The sequence below is a fragment of the Piscinibacter sp. HJYY11 genome, assembly GCF_016735515.1.
Lineage (GTDB): Bacteria > Pseudomonadota > Gammaproteobacteria > Burkholderiales > Burkholderiaceae_C > Rhizobacter.
In genome coordinates, this window is the sequence record NZ_JAERQZ010000001.1 from 468,770 (window position 1) to 486,505 (window position 17,736).

General features: G+C 68.4%; 18 protein-coding genes. 13 read left to right on the top strand and 5 right to left on the bottom strand.

The window, feature by feature from the left end; genetic code table 11:
* Positions 1-35: 35 nt before the first annotated feature.
* The gene (locus JI745_RS02130) at positions 36-1,025 is read right to left on the bottom strand and encodes a quinone oxidoreductase (protein ID WP_201803383.1); all 990 of its coding nucleotides are present in this window, start codon (positions 1,023-1,025) and stop codon (positions 36-38) included.
* Positions 1,026-1,070: 45 nt separating this feature from the next.
* On the opposite strand from JI745_RS02130, the gene JI745_RS02135 reads away from it, so the two are divergent.
* The 6 genes from JI745_RS02135 to JI745_RS02160 all read left to right on the top strand — a co-directional run bounded on the left by JI745_RS02135 (position 1,071) and on the right by JI745_RS02160 (position 6,927).
* Positions 1,071-1,820 (top strand): GntR family transcriptional regulator, encoded by a 750-nt coding sequence (locus JI745_RS02135; protein WP_201803385.1) that lies wholly within the window; start codon positions 1,071-1,073, stop codon positions 1,818-1,820.
* Entirely contained in the window at positions 1,817-3,388 is a 1,572-nt protein-coding gene (locus JI745_RS02140; protein ID WP_201803387.1) for a carboxylesterase/lipase family protein, read from the top strand. The genes JI745_RS02135 and JI745_RS02140 overlap by 4 nt, the downstream gene beginning before the upstream one ends.
* A gap of 93 nt (positions 3,389-3,481) precedes the next feature.
* Positions 3,482-4,309 carry an NAD(+) diphosphatase gene (gene nudC / locus JI745_RS02145; RefSeq protein ID WP_201803389.1) on the top strand — a complete coding sequence of 276 codons (828 nt, stop codon included), beginning with the start codon at positions 3,482-3,484 and terminating at the stop codon, positions 4,307-4,309.
* A gap of 61 nt (positions 4,310-4,370) precedes the next feature.
* Positions 4,371-5,543 carry a zinc-dependent alcohol dehydrogenase gene (locus JI745_RS02150; RefSeq protein WP_201803390.1) on the top strand — a complete coding sequence of 391 codons (1,173 nt, stop codon included), beginning with the start codon at positions 4,371-4,373 and terminating at the stop codon, positions 5,541-5,543.
* Between the two features lie 11 nt (positions 5,544-5,554).
* Entirely contained in the window at positions 5,555-6,172 is a 618-nt protein-coding gene (locus JI745_RS02155) for a hypothetical protein (protein WP_201803392.1), read from the top strand.
* Between the two features lie 104 nt (positions 6,173-6,276).
* Entirely contained in the window at positions 6,277-6,927 is a 651-nt protein-coding gene (locus tag JI745_RS02160) for a PEP-CTERM sorting domain-containing protein (protein WP_201803393.1), read from the top strand.
* A gap of 58 nt (positions 6,928-6,985) precedes the next feature.
* Here JI745_RS02160 and JI745_RS02165 read toward each other — a convergent pair whose 3' ends face one another.
* Positions 6,986-7,225, bottom strand: coding sequence for a hypothetical protein (locus JI745_RS02165; protein ID WP_201803395.1), 240 nt, complete (start codon positions 7,223-7,225; stop codon positions 6,986-6,988).
* 164 nt (positions 7,226-7,389) lie between these two features.
* On the opposite strand from JI745_RS02165, the gene JI745_RS02170 reads away from it, so the two are divergent.
* A complete protein-coding gene (locus tag JI745_RS02170) occupies positions 7,390-8,538 on the top strand; it encodes an amidohydrolase family protein (protein WP_201803397.1) in 1,149 nt (382 codons plus the stop codon).
* Between the two features lie 28 nt (positions 8,539-8,566).
* Here JI745_RS02170 and JI745_RS02175 read toward each other — a convergent pair whose 3' ends face one another.
* Positions 8,567-10,714: a copper-translocating P-type ATPase gene (locus JI745_RS02175; RefSeq protein WP_255545468.1), complete on the bottom strand. Its 2,148-nt coding sequence runs from the start codon at positions 10,712-10,714 to the stop codon at positions 8,567-8,569.
* Positions 10,715-10,776: 62 nt separating this feature from the next.
* The gene (locus JI745_RS02180; protein ID WP_201803398.1) at positions 10,777-11,034 is read right to left on the bottom strand and encodes a heavy-metal-associated domain-containing protein; all 258 of its coding nucleotides are present in this window, start codon (positions 11,032-11,034) and stop codon (positions 10,777-10,779) included.
* Between the two features lie 195 nt (positions 11,035-11,229).
* Here JI745_RS02180 and JI745_RS02185 point away from each other — a divergent pair, with 195 nt between their 5' ends.
* From JI745_RS02185 to JI745_RS02210, 6 genes are all read left to right on the top strand, one after another.
* Positions 11,230-11,631, top strand: a complete 402-nt coding sequence (locus tag JI745_RS02185; protein ID WP_201803400.1) for a hypothetical protein — start codon at positions 11,230-11,232, stop codon at positions 11,629-11,631.
* 113 nt (positions 11,632-11,744) lie between these two features.
* Positions 11,745-13,166: a TolC family protein gene (locus tag JI745_RS02190; RefSeq protein ID WP_201803402.1), complete on the top strand. Its 1,422-nt coding sequence runs from the start codon at positions 11,745-11,747 to the stop codon at positions 13,164-13,166.
* Positions 13,167-13,176: 10 nt separating this feature from the next.
* Positions 13,177-14,550 (top strand): multicopper oxidase family protein, encoded by a 1,374-nt coding sequence (locus tag JI745_RS02195; RefSeq protein WP_201803403.1) that lies wholly within the window; start codon positions 13,177-13,179, stop codon positions 14,548-14,550.
* 16 nt (positions 14,551-14,566) lie between these two features.
* On the top strand, positions 14,567-15,061 hold the full coding sequence (locus JI745_RS02200) for a plastocyanin/azurin family copper-binding protein (RefSeq protein ID WP_201803405.1): 495 nt from the start codon (positions 14,567-14,569) through the stop codon (positions 15,059-15,061).
* A 23-nt stretch (positions 15,062-15,084) separates the two neighbouring features.
* On the top strand, positions 15,085-15,378 hold the full coding sequence (locus JI745_RS02205) for a copper-binding protein (protein ID WP_201803407.1): 294 nt from the start codon (positions 15,085-15,087) through the stop codon (positions 15,376-15,378).
* Positions 15,379-15,404: 26 nt separating this feature from the next.
* Positions 15,405-15,953, top strand: a complete 549-nt coding sequence (locus JI745_RS02210; RefSeq protein WP_201803409.1) for a Spy/CpxP family protein refolding chaperone — start codon at positions 15,405-15,407, stop codon at positions 15,951-15,953.
* Positions 15,954-15,956: 3 nt separating this feature from the next.
* Here the strand turns inward: JI745_RS02210 and JI745_RS02215 are convergent, their stop codons facing one another.
* Positions 15,957-17,648, bottom strand: coding sequence for an ABC transporter substrate-binding protein (locus JI745_RS02215; protein ID WP_236674874.1), 1,692 nt, complete (start codon positions 17,646-17,648; stop codon positions 15,957-15,959).
* Between the last annotated feature and the right edge of the window lie 88 nt (positions 17,649-17,736).

A 17,736-nucleotide genomic window follows, 5' to 3' on the forward strand; every position in this document is an offset into this window, starting at 1 on the left:
CGCGGGATCACCGAGCTTTCGACGCCTTTTTCAGCTCATGGGGCGAGGATCGCAGCGCCCGTGGTCGCGCGGCTCTCCAGCTCGCGGTGAGCCTGCTGCACATCGCGCAGCGCATAGCGTCGATGGACTTCCGCCTTGACCGCGCCCTTGCGCACCGCCGCGGCGAAGACCGAGGCCGAGTGCTGCAATTCCTCGCGCGTGGCAATGAAGCTGCGCAGCGTGGGCCGGCAGACGGTGAGCGACTTGGCGTGCAGGCGCTGCAGGTCGAAGGCCTCGACGTCGCCTGAGGCGGTGCCGAAATTGATCGCCATGCCGCGTGTCTGCAGGCAGTCGAGCGAGGGCAGGAAGACGTCTTTCCCCACCGCGTCGTACACCACCGCCACGCCGGCGCCGTGGGTGATCTCGCGCACGCGCTCGACGAAGTTCTCCCGCCGGTAGTCGATGACGTGGTGGCAGCCGTGTGCCAGCGCGGTCTCGCGCTTGGCTTCGGAGCCCACGGTGCCGATCACCTCGGCGCCCAGCGCGCGCGCCCACGACGAGAGGATCATGCCCATGCCGCCCGCGGCCGCGTGGATGAGCACCCGGTCGCCATGCTGCACGGCGTAGAGCCTGTGCAGCAGGTACTCGGCCGTCATGCCGCGCAGCAGCGTGGCCGCCGCCGTCTCCAGCGTCAGGCCCGCCGGCAGCAGCAGGGTGCGGCTCGCCGGCACGCAGCGCACGGCGGCATAGGCGCCGGGGTGCACATAGGCCACCGCCTCGCCGACCTGGAAACCCTGCACCCCCTCGCCGACCGACTCGACCACCCCCGCACCCTGCGAGCCCAGCACGACCGGGAACTGCGTGGTGCCGTGGGGCCCGTGCGCGCCCTGGCGTTGGTAGACATCCGCGTAGTTGAGCCCGATGGCGTGCTGAACAATGCGCAACTCGCCCGGGCCGGGGTCTGCCACCTCGATGTCGGTGTACTCGAGCACTTCGGGGCCGCCATGGCGGCGGGCGAGGACAGCAGGACGCAGCAGCGTGCTCATCGGGGGTGCGTTGTATATATAAAGTGACGTTTGATATATTAGATCATGGACCTGATTCTGGCCCGTCAATCTGCAGCTGGCGCTAGCGCGAGCCTGCAGGACCGCATCCGCATCGCCGTGGAGCAAAAGATCCTCTCCGGCGCCTGGCCGCCCGGCAGCGCCATCGACGAGAAGGCGCTGGCCGCCCAGTTCAAGACCTCGCGCACGCCGGTGCGTGAAGCGCTGCTGGTGCTGGCCACGCAGGGGCTCGTGCAGATCGCGCCGCGCTCGGGCATCTATGTGCGCAAGGCGACGCCGGCCGAGCTGGTGGCCACGCTCGAGGCGCTGTCGGAACTGGAGTCGATCGTCGCGAGCCTGGCCGCGCGGCGCGCGACCAGCGAGCAGTGCAAGGACCTGGAAGCCGCGCTCGCCAAGGCCTCCGCGTGTGCCGAGGCGCAAGACCGTCGCGGCTACGAGAAGGCCAACGCGGTGCTGCACGAGGTCATCTACAAGGCGAGCGGCAACCCGGTGCTGGTGGAGCATGTGCGCTCGGTGCGCCGCACGCTCGCCGCCTACCGCCAGCGCAGCATGGACAAGCCCGGCCGCATGAAGGCGTCCGACAAGGAGCACCGCGCCATCGTGCAAGCGATCCGCGATGGCGACGCTGCTGCCGCCGCGCGGGCGATGCACCAGCACATCGATCTGGGGGGCGACGCGATGGTCCAGCTTGTGCTGGCCGCGCAGACGACCGCCGAGCACGCTCCTGCCAACCCAGCGCCGCCGCCCGCGGCCAAGAAGAGAAAGCCCATCAAATGAGCCTTGCCGCACCTGCCGAACGATCAGCCCCCAGGATGATCCGCGCCGAAGACCTGTTCCCCGAGGTCGAGACGGCGCAAGGGCGGGTGCGAGGTTTGACGAGCGACGGCGTGCACGCCTTCAAGGGCCTGCGCTACGGCGCCGACACCGGCCGTGCGCGCCGCTTCCGCGCGCCCGAGCCGCCGCCCACCTGGACCGGCGTGCGCGACGCCACCAACTACGGCCAGTTCGCACCGCAGGCGCCCTCGAGCCGGCTGCGCGACTACGCCGACATGATCACCTTCGACATCCAGGGTGGCGGCATGGGCGAAGACTGCCTCGTGCTCAACCTCTGGACGCCCACGCTCGAGCGCACGGCGCGCAAGCCGGTCATCGTGCACCTGCACGGCGGCGGCTGGTACGGCGGCTCGGGCAATGCACCGGGCTGCGATGGCGCGATGCTTGCAAAGCACGGCGATGCAGTCGTCGTCACGCTCAACCACCGGCTGGGCGCCTTCGGCTTCCTCGACCTGTCATCGCTCAGCAGCGACTATGCGAATTCGGGCGCGATGGGCATGCTCGACATCGTGGCCGGCTTGCGCTGGCTCCGCGAGAACGTCGAATCCTTCGGTGGCGACCCGTCGCGCGTGCTGGTGTTCGGCCAGTCGGGCGGCGGTGCCAAGACGAGCACGCTCATGGCCATGCCGAAGGCGAGGGGCCTTTTCCATCGAGCCGGCGTGATGAGCGGCTCGGTGCTCAAGCTCGCAACTCCCGCCCACGCGGCCGAGCAGGCCGAGCGCTTCCTGCAGGCGCTGGGCCTGAGCCGCGCGAGCATCACCCGGCTGCACGAGATGCCGATGCAGCAACTGCTGGCCGCGCAGGTCACACTCGAGATGGGCGACCGCGCCCGTGGCGAAGCGCCGCGCAGCTTCGCGCCAGTGGTGCACGAGAACGGCCCCGTGCCACGACACCCCTTCGACCCTGATGCGCCGGAGGTGTCGGCCCACGTGCCCATGATCATCGGCACCACGCTCGACGAGCGCAGCTACCGCACCGTCAACTTCGACCTCGACCAGGCCGGCCTCGAAGCCTTCTTCAGGCAGCGCGTGGGTGCCGATGCCGAGCTGCTGCTCCAGGAATACCGCGGCGAAGACCCAAGCGCGAGCCCCTACATGATGCAGGTGCGGCTCGACACCGACATGGGCTTCCGCCGCGCGGCCCACCTGCAGGCCGACCGCAAGGCCATGGCGCTCGGCGCGCCGGTGTGGACCTACCTCTGGCGCGCGCCCAGCCCCGCGTATGGCGGCCGCTTCGGCGCGACGCATGGCGTCGACATCGGCCCGAGCCTGCACGACATCCGCCGTGCGCTCAACGGCCCGATGGACAGCCAGCGCCGCCTCGCGAAGATGATGTCGTCGGTGTGGGCCTCGTTCGCCGCGAAGGGCGACCCCAACAACGCCCGCCTGCCGCACTGGCCGAGCTACACGCTGCCGGCCCGCTCCACGCTCGTGATCGACACCGAGCACGAGACGGTGATCGACGACCCGCGCGCCACGCTGCGCCGCTACTGGATGGAGCGCCACGTCTGACGCGCTCGGCCTCGCCGGCCTGCGTTGCACTGCGAGCAAAGGTCACACGTTCCGGCGATGATGCGGGGTTCCTGGACCACCGCTTGTCACCGCATGAGCTTCGTTCCCGCCAGCCGGCCTTCTTCCGCGTCTTCTTCTCCGCTGACCGACCACGCCTGGCACTTCGCGTTCGTCGGGCGTGACCTCCTGATCCCCGAGGCCGAGAGCATCGCGCTGCAGCCGCTCACCACCGCGCTGCTCGCGCCGCTGGCCACCGGCAGGCACTACCTCGGCACCCTGGCCGCCGTGGACTGCTGGGCCCTCGTGCTGCCCGAAGCGCCACCGGGGTGGCGGCCCACGCCGCTGCGCGCGGCGATGATGGCCTTGCCGCCCGAGGTGAGCGCATTGGCAGGCCGCGCGGCTCAGGTGGTCGAGTGGGACCGCAGCCACCGCTACTGCGGCGTGTGTGGCACGCCGACCGAGCTGCACCCGGGCGAACGCTCGCGCGTCTGCCCCTCGTGCGGCCACACCGCCTACCCGCGCGTGAGCCCCGCGATGATGGCGCTCGTGTGGCGACCGGGCGAGCTGCTGCTGGCGCGCTCGCCGCACTATGCGAAGGGCATGTACAGCGCGCTGGCTGGCTTCGTCGAGGCGGGCGAGTCGCTCGAGGACTGCGTGCACCGCGAAGTGGCCGAAGAAGTGGGCGTGACGATCGAGGACCTGCGCTACTACGGCAGCCAGAGCTGGCCCTTTCCCCACAGCCTGATGGTGGCCTTCACCGCGCGCTGGACCGGCGGGCACATCGTGCCGCAGGAGGGCGAGATCGAAGACGCGCAATGGTTCGCCATCGACGCCTTGCCCAACGTGCCGCCGAGGTTTTCGGTCTCGGGCCACCTGATCCGCGACACGGTCAGCGCGATGCAGGAAGGGCGCCTGGGCTAAGCACCAGCGCTTCGGGGAACGCGGCTTGCCGCGCAGTCCACACGACTGCAGGAGAACCCACATGAAGGCACTTTGCTGGCACGGCAAGACGGACATCCGTTACGACACGGTGCCCGACCCCAAGATCGAGCACCCGCGCGACGCCATCATCAAGATGACGAGCTGCGCCATCTGCGGCTCGGACCTCCACCTCTTCAACGGCTTCATGCCCGGCATGGAGAAAGGCGACGTCATGGGCCACGAGTTCATGGGCGAGGTGATGGAGGTCGGCCCCGAGAACAAGAAGCTCAAGATCGGCGACAAGGTGGTGGTGCCCTTCACCATCTGCTGCGGCGAATGCGAGCAATGCCGGCGCGGCAACTTCTCGGTCTGTGAGACGACCAACCGCAACAAGGACATCGCCGACAAGGTCTTCGGCCACACCACGGCGGGGCTCTTCGGCTACACGCACCTGACGGGCGGCTATGCCGGCGGCCAGGCCGAGTTCGTCCGTGTGCCGTTTGCCGACGTGGCCCCGGTGAAGATCCCCGACGGGCTCTCCGACGAGCAGGTGCTCTTCCTCGGCGACATCTTCCCGACCGGATGGCAGGCCGCTGTCGCGTGCGACATCCAGCCCACCGACACGGTGGCGGTGTGGGGCGCCGGGCCGGTGGGGCAGTTCGCCATCCGCAGCGCGGTGATGCTGGGGGCCAAGCAGGTGATCGCGATCGACCGCCTGCCCGAGCGCCTGTCGATGGCCAAGGCGGGCGGCGCCATCACGATCAACTTCGAGGAAGAGAGCGTGATCGAGCGCCTGCAGCAGCTCACCAAGGGCAAGGGCCCCGAGAAATGCATCGATTCGGTGGGCATGGAAAGCCATGCCACCCGTGCGATCGACGGCCTGTATGACCGCGCCAAGCAGGCGGTGATGGCCGAGACCGACCGGCCGCATGTGCTGCGCGAGATGATCTACGTGTGCCGGCCGGCGGGCATCCTGTCGATTCCCGGTGTGTACGGCGGCCTGGTCGACAAGATCCCGATGGGCGCGCTGATGAACAAGGGCCTCACGGTGCGCACCGGCCAGACCCACGTCAACCGCTGGACCGACGACCTGCTGCAACGCATCGTCGATGGCCAGGTCGACCCGTCTTTCGTCATCACCCACACGGCCAGCCTGGAACAAGGGCCCGAGATGTACAAGACCTTCCGCGACAAGCTGGATGGGTGCATCAAGGTCGTGCTCAAGCCCCACTAAGGAGACACACGATGAGCGAGAACACCAATGCTTCCATCCCCGATCCGGCGAACGACAAGCCCATGACCGGGCAGACCGAGTTCGACACACCCTCGAGCGGCCCGGCCCGCCTCAAGGCGATGCAGCTCACGCCCGAGGCGATGGCCAAGGGTCTCGGCTGGTTCAGCATCGCGCTCGGCGTGGCCGAGTTGCTGGCGCCCAGGGCCACCGCGCAGGCCACCGGCGTGAACTATGGGAAGAACTTGCTGCAAGCCTATGGCGTTCGGGAAATCGCGACCGGCATCGGGCTGCTCACCGCCAAGGACCCGCAGCCCTGGCTGTGGGGCCGTGTCGCCGGCGACGCACTGGACCTGGCCACGCTCGCGGCCGACCTGGTCTCCAACAGCAACAAGCGCCGCAACACGGCGATGGCGATGATCGCGGTGATGGGCGTCACGGCGCTCGACGTGTGGGCCGCCGAGACAGCCCGGCGCGAAGCCCAGCGCACCGCGCAGCCACCGCGCGACTACAGCGACCGGGTCGGCATGGCGCTTTCACCCGACGAGATGCGCGGTAAGGCGCGCGAGGCGATGCAGGCTTCGCCCGACCTGCAGACGCCGACGGCGCTCAGGCCCTACACCTTGCACTAGCGCCCGGCGCCGGGCCGAGGTGACAACCGAGCCGCGTGAGCGGCTCGCCCTGGGGGAGGAGCGCTGTTTGCTGCGCTGAGTCGCCCTCAACCCCGGGAGTTGCCATGCGCGTCGCTCGTCCCCTCGGAGCCCTGGTGGCGTCTGCCTTGCTGGCGGCGTCGGCCCAGGCGACGTTGATCACCTTCGACGAGCTGCCCTGGCGGCCGATCGATTCGTTTTCCGACTACCCCGTCGACACCCAGTACGCCGCGCTCGGAGTCACCTTCGACGTCGGCTACCTGATGCAGACCTACTACCCGTCGAACCCGCCGCCGCATCCCAACCAGTACCTGCTCGGCGGCCACGAGATGCGGGTGAGCTTCAGCGGTTCGCTGCCCAGCCACGTGAGCTTCCACATGAGCTCGCCGTATGGCGCGGCTTCGGAGTCCTACGTGTCGGCGCTGGACGCGAACGGCAATGTGGTCGGCCGCGGCCGCACGGGCGGCACCTACCCCGCGGGCGGCCAGGAGCCACCCTGGGCCGAGGACCTGCCGTACCAGGCCAACCGCTACATCAGCTTCTCGTCGGCCTCGGGCATTGCCGCGCTGAGCTTCTACGACGCCTACGGCTCGCGGCTGTCGACCGAGATCGACAACCTCTACTTCGGTTCGGTCGCCGCCGTGCCGGAGCCGGCCTCGCTGATCCTCGGTGCGGCCGGCCTGGGCGTGCTGGCCTGGGCCCGGCGCCGCAATAAGGCCACGCAAGGCGGCGCCTGAGCAGCAGGCGCCTGGCCCCGCATCGGCAAATTGCGGGGCTGCTTTGCGCTTTCTACCGTCAGCGATGCGAGCCGCGGGCGGACTCGCGGGCCTTGCCGCGGTTGGGGTGACGGGGGGTGCTGATGCTGGCGCTGTCGCCCGGCGTTTCCTGGTTGGGCTCGGCGGGGACCCAGTCGCTCGTCGGGCTGGAGGGCAGTTCGCCCGGCCCGGTGGCGGGCTCGACGCTGGCGTCGACTGCGGCGGGGCTGTTGGGGTCGGTGGGGAGAGGCTTCTTGCGCTTGCGCAAACGGAGGTACATCTTTGAATTCCTCTGGTGGCAGGGCTTCGTCAACAAGCGGTGCGGCAAGTGCCATTCCCGCTTGTCGCGCAGGTGTCTCGTGGCTGGAGGGAATTCCCCGGCTTGTGCATGCGCTTGTGTAGTAGAGAATTTCTCTACTACCACTTCATGCCGCAGGAGAAGCCATGCCCTATGCGACACAGCGCGTCATGCACGACGCCGACAGCCACCTGATGGAGACGCCGGACTGGGTCGCCTCCTATGCCGATCCCGGCATTCGTGACCGCCTCAAGCCGCTCAACCTGGCCAAGGCGGGCAGCAGCACCTACGAGCACATCCAGCGCCAGGTCGAGCGGGTGAAAGACGCCGAGAAGACGGCCGCCATCAGCCACAACGTCGTCGCCGGGCCCAAGGGCTGGGCGGCGCTGGGCGCCATCGCCGCAGCCGAGCGGCCGCGGGCGCTCGACGACCTGGGCTTTGCGAGCCAGCTGGTGTTCTCCACCTTCGCCGGCGGTCAGTACCTGTCGCATGAGGACATGGAGGTGCGCTACGGCGGCGTGCGCGCACACAACCGGGGCATCGCCGAGTTCTGCCAGGTCGACAAGCGCCTGATCGCGGTCGGCCAGGTCTCGCTCTCGGAGCCCGAGCTCGCGCTGCGCGAGATCCGCGAAGGCATCCGCCTGGGCTGCGGTGCGTTCTGGATCCCATCGCAGCCCGCCGGCGAGCGCGCCCCCGGCCACCCCGACCTCGACCCCGTCTGGCGCGAGCTCAGCGAGTCACGCATCCCCTTCATGCTGCACGTGGGCGCCGGTGCGTCGATCCAGCCCAAGGGCTACGACCAGACCGGCCGCCCGCGCCCGCCCGACGTGCACGGCGGCGGCGAGAACCTGCGCTTCCGCGACCTGGTGGCGCTGCCGATGGCGCCGCAGCTTTTTCTCTCGTCGATGGTGAGCGACGGGGTGTTCGAGCGATTCCCCACGCTGCGCGGCGGCGTGATCGAGCTCGGCGCCGGCTGGGTGCCGCAGTTCCTGCGCAGCCTCGACATCGCGCACGGCATCTTCGCCAAGAGCGACCCGATGCTGGCGTCGTTCAAGCTGAAGCCTTCGGAGCAGATCCGCCGTGCGCTCAAGTTCACGCCGTTCCCGAGCGAAGACGTGGGCCGCATGATCGCCGACGCGGGGCCCGAGCTCTTTCTCTTCTCCAGCGACTACCCGCACCCCGAGGGCACCAACGACCCCATCGGACGTTTCGAGCGCTCGATGGGGGCGCTGTCGGACGAGGCGCGCACGCGGTTCTATTCCAGGAACTTCGAAGAGATGATGCAGATGGCGTGAGCGTGGCGCTCGCACGATGACGGTCGCGTCACTCGCTCCTGCGCAACCGGAGCGAGTTCGCGACGACGCTGAACGACGACAGGCTCATCGCCAGCGCGGCGATCATCGGCGAGAGCAGCCAGCCGGTGAACGGGTACAGCACGCCGGCGGCCAGCGGGACGCCGAGCGCGTTGTAGACGAAGGCGAACACCAGGTTCTGGCGCATGTTGGCGACCGTGCCCTGCGAGATCTCGCGCGCCCGCGCGATGCCGCGCAGGTCGCCCTTGACGAGCGTCACCTGGGCGCTGTTCATCGCCACGTCGGTGCCTGTGCCCATGGCCACGCCCACGTCGGCCTTGGCCAGGGCGGGCGCATCGTTGATGCCATCGCCCGCCATGCCGACGACGCGGCCCTCGCGCTGCAGCCGTGACACCAGCTCGAGCTTGTCGGCCGGCTTGACCTCGCCATGCACCTCGTCGATGCCGAGTTGCCGCGCCACCGAGCGCGCGGTCGTGAGGCCGTCGCCGGTTGCCATGACGACACGCACGCCCGCGTCGTGCAAGCGTTGCAGCGCCTCGGGGGTGCTGGGCTTGATCGGGTCCGACACGGCGAGCAGGCCGATGAGCTTTCCATCGGCAGCGAGAAACATCACGCTGCTGCCGCGCTCGCGCATTTGCTCCGCCTGAGACCGCAGCGGCGACACGTCGACGCCGTCCTGCTCCATGAGGGCCGTGTTGCCGAGTGCCAGGCGGCGACCTTCGACGCGTCCGCGCACACCGATGCCGGTCGACGACTCGAAGTCCAGCGCCTCGGCGATCGCGAGCTTGCGGCTGCGGGCCGCCTCGACGATCGCCTGCGCCAGCGGGTGTTCGCTGCCCTGGTCGAGGCTCGCGGCCAGGTGCAGCACCTCGTCTTCGCTCGCGCCGTCGACCGCCACGGCGCGCTCGAAGGCCGGCTTGCCCTTGGTCAGCGTGCCGGTCTTGTCGACGATTATGGTGTCGACCTTGCGGAAGTTCTCGATCGCCGAGGCGTCGCGGAAGAGGATGCCCTGCGTCGCCGCGCGGCCCGTCGCCACCATGATGGACATCGGCGTGGCCAGGCCGAGCGCACAGGGGCAGGCAATGATCAGCACCGCCACCGCATTGATGAGCCCGTATTGCCAGCCCTGCTCGCCGCCGAAGAAGCCCCAGGCGAGGAACGACAGGAGCGCAATGCCGACCACCACGAGCACGAACCAGCCGGCGACCCGGTCGGCCATGCGCTGCATCGGCGCCTTGGAGCGCTGTGCCTGCGCGACCATCTGGACGATCTGCGCGAGCATCGTCTGCGAGCCGACTTTCTCGGAGCGCATGACGAGCGTGCCGGAGGTGTTGATCGTGGCGCCGATCACCTTGTCGCCGGGCCGCTTGGTGACCGGCACCGGCTCGCCCGTCAGCATGGCCTCGTCGATGGCGCTGGAGCCTTCGAGCACCACGCCATCGACCGGCACCTTCTCGCCCGGCCGGATACGCAAACGGTCGCCGACGTGCACGTGCGTCAGCGGCACGTCTTCTTCGGAGCCGTCGTCGCGGATCCTGCGTGCGGTCTTGGGCGCCAGACCGAGCAGCGACTTGATCGCGGCCGAGGTCTGCGAACGGGCCCGGAGCTCGAGCATCTGCCCAAGCAGGGTGAGCGAAATGATGACGGCCGCCGCTTCGAAGTAGACGCCGATGCGCCCGTGTGCCGCGAAGCTCGCCGGAAAGAGCTGCGGTGCGACCGTGGCCACCACGCTGTAGACGAACGCCGCGCCGGTGCCGATGCCGATCAGCGTCCACATGTTGGGGCTGCGGTGCCGCAGGGACTGGGCGCAACGCACGAAGAAGGGCCAGCCCGCCCACAGCACGACGGGCAAGGTCAGCACGAGTTCGAGCCAGCTTTGTCGAGCCGGGTCCATCCAGCCAAGCCGATGACCTGCCATGGCGAGCACCGTCACGACCACTGTCAGCGGCAAGCTCCACCAGAAGCGCCGGCTGAAGTCGCGCAACTCGGGGTTGTCGTCGTCCGCCGTGGCTTCGGGGATCAGCGGCTCCAGCGTCATGCCGCACTTCGGGCAGTTGCCGGGGTGACCCTGCCGGATCTCAGGGTGCATCGGGCAGGTGTAGACCGTGCCCGCGGCGGGCCCGGCTGCGCCTGCCGGGGCGGCGTGTCGCTGGTTCATGTTGTCCATCGTCCTGTGCGTCATGCAACGCCGGCTTGATCGGCATCAAGCCGGCATGGGCCTCAGTGGCAGCTGCCGCAGCAGCTGCGCGCGGGCGCAGCCGACGGCGCTGCCGCCGGGGCGGCTTCCACCGGGGTGTAGCCGGCATCGGCGATGGCGGACTTGAGGGTTTGCCCGTCGGCGCGAGTGGCGTCGATCTGCACGACCTTGGTCCTGAGGTCGACCGAGACAGTGGCAGCAGGCTCGACAGCCTTGACCGCCTTTGTCACGGCAACCACGCAGTGGCCGCAGGTCATGTCGTTCACGTTGAACACAATCATGGAAAGCTCCATCAGGAAGTGGGGGTGGGAGCACTGTGAACCTTGCCATGATGGGAAAGTCCAGCGGGCGCCGCCTTTTCCACTCGGCGAGTGAGTGCAAAAAGTTTTCGCTTGACCTTGTCCCAGTGGGAAGGTCTAGAGTGGCCTCACGCCCGTCATGCCTTGACCTTACGCCCCTCTGATAACCTCGTCGTCGTGAAGCAGCTCCGTTTCTGGCTCCTGGTGGTTCTGGTTGCCTTGCTCCCCATCCGGGGCGCGATGGCAGCGGCCATGGTGTGCGGGCCGGCCGGCGTCGGTTCGCAAATCGAGCAGCCGCTGATGTCGCCCGATCACGGCGGGCATCACGACCACCATCACGAGCGGGGTGCCGAGGCGCACGGCACCCATCACGGCCATGACCAAGGGCAGGGCGGCGACGCCAGCCAGGACAACAAGTGCACCATGTGCTCGGCCTTCTGCTCGGCAACCCCGTTGCTGAGCGCGCTGCCGGGGCTGCCGGCGCCGCTCCCTACGGGCGGCACCCATTTCCCCACCCTCGACGCTCCTGCACCGACCTTCCTGTCGGACGGGCAGGAGCGCCCGCCCCGAAGCATCTGACCCATTGACGGCCTCCGCGAGAGGCCGGAAGGGACACGTGCGTGCGACGCACGTGCATGGCTTGCGCAACGCCCGATGGGGCTCGCGGCAGGCGACTCGGATGTCTTCCACACATGAAACACACACATCAACGGCGTGGCCGCCTCGGTGCCGCGGTGGCTGCCGCGCTGGTCTTCACCGGCTGCGCTTCCTTCTCGCCCGATGGCGGCATGGGCACGGTGTCTGAGCTGACCCGGGCCCGCACCGGGCAGGCGGTCACGGCACAACGCTCACCCCAGGAGGCCGACAGCGCGAAAGCGCGCATCGCCGAGATCCTCAAGGCACCGCTGAGCGCCGATGGCGCCGTCGAGCTGGCGCTGCTCAACAACCGCGGACTGCAGGCGAGCTTCAGCCAGCTCGGCGTGGCCGAGGCCGAGCTCGTGCAGGCGGGGCGCCTGCGCAACCCGGTCTTCAGCTTCGGGCGGATGGCGGCGGCCGGGGTGGTCGAGATCGAGCGCGCGATCATGTTCGACGTGCTGAGCCTTCTGACGATGCCGATCGCGAAAGAGGTGCGGCAACGCCAGTTCGAACAGGCACAGTTCCAGGCGGCGTACGACGCTGTCGGCATCGCGTCGGACACACGCCGCGCGTACTTCAACGCGGTAGCATCGCAGGAGCTGGTGGGCTACTTCCGCCAGGTGAAGGAAGCGGCCGACGCGTCGAACGAGCTGGCCAAGCGCATGCTGCGCGCCGGCAACTTCAACAAGCTGGCGCAGATGCGTGAGCAGTCGTTCTACGCCGACGCGACGGCCGGCCTGGCTCGTGCGCAGCAGCAGGCCCTGGCCGACCGCGAGCGGCTGACGCGGCTTCTCGGGGTGTCGGGCGAGCAACTCGGCTTCACGCTGCCGGAGCGCCTGCCCGAGCTGCCCCAGGCTCCCGCGGAGCCGAAAGATGCGGAGCAGACGGCGCTCGACAAGCGCCTCGACGTGCTGATGGCGAAGCGCAGCACCGATGCCACGGCCAAGTCGCTCGGGCTCACGCGCGTCACGCGCTTCGTCAACGCGCTGGAAGTCGGCTACCAGAACAAGAGCGAGACCGACAGCCCGCGGGCCAACGGCTTCGAGCTGGAGCTGAGCGTGCCGCTGTTCGACTTCGGCGACGTGCGCACCCGGCGCGCGGAGGCGACCTACATGCAGGCGGTGCACCGCACGGCCGAAGTGGCGCTCAACGCCCGCTCGGAAGTGCGTGAGTCGTACGGCGCCTACCGCACCGCCTACGACCTGGCCCGCCACTACCGCGACGAGGTGGTGCCGCTGCGCAAGCGCATCTCGGAAGAGAACCTGCTTCGCTACAACGGCATGCTGATCGGCGTCTTCGAGCTGCTGGCCGACTCACGCGAGCAGGTGCGCAGCGTCACCGAGTACGTGCAGGCCTTGCGCGACTTCTGGGTGGCCGAGACCCACCTGCAGACAGCCGTGACCGGCCGCTCGCCTGGCGCGAGCGCCGCCCCCTCCACGACATCGGCCGCCGGCTCCGAGCAGCCGGCCGGCCACTGAGAGAACCACCATGTCCAATCGCAGAGATTTCTTTCGCGCGGCCGGTGCCGTGGCGCTGGGCGCGAGCGCGGTGAGCCGCGTCGGCGCCGCCTCCTTGCCCGAAGCGGTCTACCAGAGCGCACCGACGATGCAGCCGCCGATTGCGCCACCGACCGGCCGGCCCTTCAACCCCGTGGCCACGCTCAACGGCTGGTCGCTGCCCTGGCGCATGAACAACGGCGTCAAGGAGTTCCACCTCGTCGCCGAGCCGGTGGTGCGCGAGATGGCACCTGGCATGAAGGCCAACCTGTGGGGTTACAACGGCTCGAGCCCCGGGCCGACGATCGAGGCGGTGGAGGGCGACCGCGTGCGCATCTTCGTCACCAACAAGCTGCCCGAGCACACCACCGTCCACTGGCACGGCGTGATGCTGCCCTCGGGCATGGACGGCGTGGGTGGCCTCACGCAGCCGCACATCGCGCCGGGCAAGACCTTCGTCTACGAGTTCACGCTCCTGCGCGCGGGCACGCACATGTACCACCCGCATGCCGACGAGATGACGCAGATGGCGATGGGGATGATGGGCATGTTCATCATCCACCCGAAGGACGTGCGGCAGATGCGTGTCGACCGCGATTTCGTCTTCCTGCTCGCGGCCTACGACATCGAGCCGGGTGCTGCCACGCCCAAGACGGCCGAGATGACCGACTTCAACCTGTGGACCTGGAACAGCCGCGTCTTCCCCGGCATCGACCCGCTGGTGTGCCGCACCGGTGACCGTGTGCGCGTGCGGGTGGGCAACCTCACGATGACCAACCACCCGATCCACATGCACGGCCCGCACTTCGTCGTGACCGGCACCGACGGCGGCTGGGTGCCACCGTCGGCACGCTGGCCCGAGGTGACGACCGACGTGGCGGTGGGCCAGATGCGTGCCTTCGAGTTCGACGCGGTGGCGGGCGACTGGGCCATCCACTGCCACAAGTCGCACCACACGATGAACGCGATGGGCCATGACGTGCCCAACATGATCGGCGTCGACCACCAGGGCGTGGCCGAGCGCATCACCAAGCTCGTGCCTGACTACATGGTCATGGGCGACAAGGGCATGGCCGAGATGGGCTCGATGGAAATGCCGCTGCCCGACAACACGCTGCCGATGATGACCGGCACCGGCCCCTTCGGCCCGCTGGAGATGGGCGGCATGTTCACCGTGGTGAAGGTGCGCGACGACGTGCCCCGCGGCAGCTACAAGGACCCGGGTTGGTACAAGCACCCGCAGGGGACCGTGGCCTACGAATACACCGGCGAAGTGCAGGCGCCTGCGCGCACCGATGCGCCCAAGCCCGACGACGCCACGCTCAAGGTGCGCAAGCCCGCCGGCGGCCACGCGGGCCATCACTGATGAACAGGAGATGACGATGAAGCTCTTCCCACTCACCCTCGCCGCCACCGTGTCGCTCGTGGCGACGGCGGCCCTCGCGCACGGCGATGCCGCGCACTCCGCCAAGCCCCGCGCGTACGACGCGAGCCAGGTCGAAGACACGCCCTTCGGCCGCCAGGGCGACCCCGCGAAGGCCACGCGCACCATCCGCGTCGACATGGCCGACACCATGCGCTTCACGCCGGCCCACATCCGCGTGAAGCGTGGCGAGACGGTGCGGCTCGTGGCCACCAACAAGGGCCAGGTGCTGCACGAGATGGTGCTGGGCACGCCCGATGAGCTGAAGAAGCATGCCGAGATGATGAAGAAGCACCCCGGCATGGAACACGACGAGGCGCACATGGCCCACGTGAAGCCGGGCCAGCGCGGCGAGATCGTCTGGCAGTTCACGCAAGCAGGCGAGTTCCAGTTCGCCTGCCTGATCCCGGGTCACTTCGAGGCCGGCATGGTGGGCAAGGTGACCGTCAAATGAATCGCGACAGAAAAGGAGTTCCCATGAAGTTCGCATCCCTCTTCGCCGCCGCCGGCCTGGCCGTGTCGGCCGCCGTCTTCGCCCAGACCACCGCACCGCTCGTGGACGGTGAGGTGCGCAAGATCGACAAGGAGCAAGGCAAGATCACCCTCAAGCACGCGCCGATCCCCAACCTCGACATGGCCGGCATGACGATGGTCTTCCGCGTGGCCGATGCCAAGCTGCTCGACGCGGTGAAGCAGGGCGACAAGGTGAAGTTCACTGCCGACAAGGTCAACGGTGCCTTCACCGTGACCTCGATTCAGGCGGCCCCATGAGCTGCATCCGCTTCAAGGAGACCACCATGCGTTCGTTCCTGCTGACTTTGCTCGTCGCCGGCGTGGCTTCCGGTAGCGTGGCGGGTGCCATGACCCTGGTGCATGCCGAACACAACCCCAAATCGCACACCCACAGCAGCTACAGCGGCATGGAGAGCCGTGCGATCAAGGCGCTGTCGAGCGAGCAGATCGCCGACCTGCGCGCGGGCAAAGGCATGGGGGCGTCACTGCCGGCCGAGCTCAATGGGGTGCCCGGGCCGATGCACGTACTGGAGTTGCGCGAGCGCCTCAACCTCACGCCGCAGCAAGCCACGCAGCTCGAGCGCATCGTGGCCGCCATGAAGGAGCGCGCGCAGTCTTTGGGGGAGCAGGTCATCGGGGCCGAAACCCGGCTGGACCGCGCGTTCGCCTCAGGCACGGCCGACGAGGCCCTGGTGCAAGCCTCGGCCGCCCATATCGGCGAACTCCAGGGACAACTACGGGCGGTGCATCTGGTCGCGCACCTGCAGACGAAGGCGCTGATGTCGCGCGAGCAGGTCGGGGACTACAACCGGCTGCGCGGCTACACGAACTGAGGCTCAGTAGCCCATCTTCTTCTTGAGCGCCTGGTCGACCCACATCCGCGCGTGGATGGGGCCCGGGCGCTCGGCACCAGCGCGCAGCTCGCCGCCGTAGTTCTTCACCCATGGCCACCAGGCGGTGTAGACGTACGGCGTGGGCAGCCAGATGTAGGGCGCCTGCTCGAGGATCTCGCGCGTCAGCAGGCGCACCTTCACCTGGCGGATCTTCTCGTCGGGCTCGGCGACGATCTCCTCCATCTTCTTGTCGAAGTTGGGGTCCTTCCAGCGCGAGGGGTTGAAGGTCGCCTTGCTGGTGAAGTTCTTGCGCAGCGAGGTGGTCGGGTTGGTGATGGTGTTGACGAAGTAGTAGCCCGGCTCGTTGGTGCCGGTGAAGAGGGCCTTCTGCATCGCGCCCGGCTCGGTGATGACGAGCTTGACCTTCACGCCCACCTTCTCGAGGTAGGCCGAGACCAGCGTCACGAGGTCATGGTTCTGCGTGTTGCCGCTGACCTGCACGCGGAACTCGAAGCCGTTGGGGTAGCCGGCCTGCGCCAGCAGCTCCTTGGCCTTCTTGGGATTGAAGGTGTAGAGCTCCTGGATGGAGGCCGGCATGGCCGACAGCGGCTCGTAGTAGCCGGTGTAGTCGGGGTGCTGGGGGTGCACGAACATCTCGGCGTTGCCGCCGTAATAGCCCTTGATGATGGCCTGCTTGTCGATGGCCATGTTGAGTGCGCGCCGCACGCGCACGTCGTCGAGCGGCTTGGTGTCGACGCGCATGCCGATCACCGTGCCCGAGATGCCGAGCCAGCGCGAGGTCTTGAGCTTGGGCGCGGTCTTCTTCAGCTCGTCGATGGCCGACCAGCTCACGAGCTCCAGAACGTCGAGCTTGCCGGTGCGCAGCGCGGTCAGCGCGGTGGCTTCTTCCTTGATGACGCGGTAGCTGATCCGGTCGACGAAGGGAAGCTTGTGCTCCTTGCCGCCGATCTTTTCCTTGTCCCAGTAGTTGGGGTTCTTGGTGAAGGTCGACGAGTTGCCCTGGATGTAGTCGGTGAGCAGGAAGGGACCGGTGCCGTTCACGTTCTTCCAGTTGCCGGCGCCGGCGGCCACCACTTCCTTGGGCACGATGGCGGAGTAGTAGCCCCAGCCGAAGCGGTAGTCCCACTCGGAGTTGTAGTTCTTGAAGGTGAAGACGACGGTGTGCTTGCCCGTGGCCTCGACCTTGGCCACAAGGTCGAAGTAGCCGGGGATCTTCTTCGGGCTGGTGTTGATGCGGTTGTAGCTGAAGACCACGTCTTCGGCGGTGAGCTCGCGCGCTTCCATCACGCCGGGCTTGGCTGGGAACATCACGCCCTTACGCAAGGTGAACTCCACGCGCAGCGGGTTGTCGAGCATCTTCCAGCTCTCGGCCAGCTCGCCACGCATGCCGTCGTGCGGCAGCCAGGCGTCGGAGATGAAGCGGTGTGCGCCCCCGCGGCTGCGCGCTTTGGAAAGATCGGCCACGATGAGCTGCTCGTAGGCGAGGCCCAGGTCGTTGTTGAGCTTCCACGACCAGTCGGCCGGGTCGAACGAGCCGGCGTTGAGGGTGTACATCAGCGTGCCGATGTTGAGCGCGCCGCCCGGCTGTGGCTCCTCGGCGGGCACCTGGGCGAAGGCCAGCGGCCAGGCGAGTGCGATGGTGACGGCGGACAGCCGTCGTGCGAAGTGCTTCATGGGGCTCCCTGGAAATCGACTTTTCAGTCTAGGGTGCATCCCCTGCGCGGCATCCCGGGACAAAGCCTGAGCCTCGTTCGGCCCTGCG